Source organism: Bartonella sp. CM120XJJH, from assembly GCF_042194715.1.
In the GTDB taxonomy this organism is placed as follows: Bacteria; Pseudomonadota; Alphaproteobacteria; order Rhizobiales; family Rhizobiaceae; genus Bartonella.
Genome location: NZ_JBHINE010000066.1, coordinates 1 through 1,323, shown reverse-complemented (window position 1 = coordinate 1,323; position 1,323 = coordinate 1). Strand labels below are relative to the sequence as shown.

At 43.2% G+C, this 1,323-nt stretch carries 2 protein-coding genes and 2 pseudogenes; all 4 read right to left on the bottom strand.

Going from position 1 to position 1,323, the window contains the following annotated elements; all coding sequences use genetic code 11:
* Positions 1-87 (bottom strand): annotated as a pseudogene (locus tag ACFIKU_RS09725) (baseplate assembly protein); the annotation flags it as partial.
* Entirely contained in the window at positions 84-425 is a 342-nt protein-coding gene (locus tag ACFIKU_RS09720) for a GPW/gp25 family protein (RefSeq protein WP_375642605.1), read from the bottom strand. The pseudogene ACFIKU_RS09725 and the gene ACFIKU_RS09720, both read right to left, overlap by 4 nt.
* Positions 422-1,111 carry a phage baseplate assembly protein V gene (locus ACFIKU_RS09715; protein WP_375642604.1) on the bottom strand — a complete coding sequence of 230 codons (690 nt, stop codon included), beginning with the start codon at positions 1,109-1,111 and terminating at the stop codon, positions 422-424. The genes ACFIKU_RS09720 and ACFIKU_RS09715 overlap by 4 nt, the downstream gene beginning before the upstream one ends.
* Positions 1,092-1,323, bottom strand: a pseudogene (locus ACFIKU_RS09710) (hypothetical protein); the annotation flags it as partial. The gene ACFIKU_RS09715 and the pseudogene ACFIKU_RS09710, both read right to left, overlap by 20 nt.

Below are 1,323 nucleotides of genomic sequence, written 5' to 3'. Positions count from 1 at the left end.
CTCTTTTAAATGGGCAAGAGCAGCAGCGCGTATTTCCTCAAAAGAAAGTTCTGTGATGATTTCGGGTTTTGCAAGCAATCCATTCATTTTATCAATAATCCTTCCATGGTAATGGGCTTGCCGGATGGCAAATAAATACCTTCAAAGGACAAAGAAACTTGTCCAGCCTCACTCCATTTAAAATCAATTTTTTTCAATTTAAAACGCGGTTCCCACTTGTCTAAAGCCTCAGCAACAGCAGCATAAAGAGCAACAGAAAAAGCATTATTAACCGGTGCATCAATGAGTTCAGCAACACGTGAACCATAGTCACGCCGCATTACACGCGAACCAATCCGTGTTGACAAAATATCAAGGATTGATTGGCGCAAATGATCAATGCCGGTTAATGGCTTTCCCGTTGTGCGGTCCATTCCACTGTTCAATTGGGACCTCCTGTCATCGAGCCACCAGGGAAAACACCGCCATGAACATGTGTTGCTCCTACATTGGTACCGTTATGCTTTAGTTCACTTGAATGAATGGAAACATTATTCCCAGAATGAAGAGAGAGACTATCATTCGAATTCAGAGAAACGCCACCACCTGCCTTCAAAGAGATGCCGCCTTTTGCGTTTAAATTTATATCGCTTTCTGAAACAATCTTTATGCCTTCCGGTGCGGTAAGCTCTAGCTTGCCCCCATCACCTTTTAGTGACACACCATCAGCGATTGTCAGGATAAACTTTCCCCCTGATTTGATGTGAATTCCATAAGTGTTTTGTTCATCATCATATTCAAGGCTGGTTCCATCAGGGTATATCGTTCGGTGAATGCTGCCCTTATCGGCGGCTTGATTAGCATCTGTATGAATGGAGCCAACAATCACCCCTTGTGATAAATCTCCAGATGACGCGATAACAACCACTTGCTCTCCAATATCACGCCCTTCATAAGAGCGTGTTTTACCGGCGCGGGCTTGGGTGTCTGGAATCCAGTCACTGACAAGATTGCCACTTTTTACCCGATAGCGTGCATTTTTATGGTCGACATGGCTAATTTTTCCCACCACAACCATATTGGCCACACGTCTCTTTAGATCTGTGATTTCTTTATCGCGTCGCTCTAACATGTCCACCTTCAATTTTATGGTATTTATCTTTGTTTTTCACGCCTGTTTCTGGTTCAAAGCTTAAGAAAGGTTCAACAATTCTTGCTACACTGCCTTCTTCTTCATCCATGTTGGGGATATTTGTCACATAAATGACTTCAAAGGTTAAAATTGCACCATGGAGTGCTAGAGCGCCATTATCGCCAAAGGCAAAAGCAATATTTTGCAGGCGG

Excerpts from the sequence above, each read along its gene's own strand:
- ACFIKU_RS09715 (WP_375642604.1), bottom strand. The coding sequence starts at position 1,111 with ATGTTAGAGCGACGCGATAAAGAAATCACAGATCTAAAGAGACGTGTG.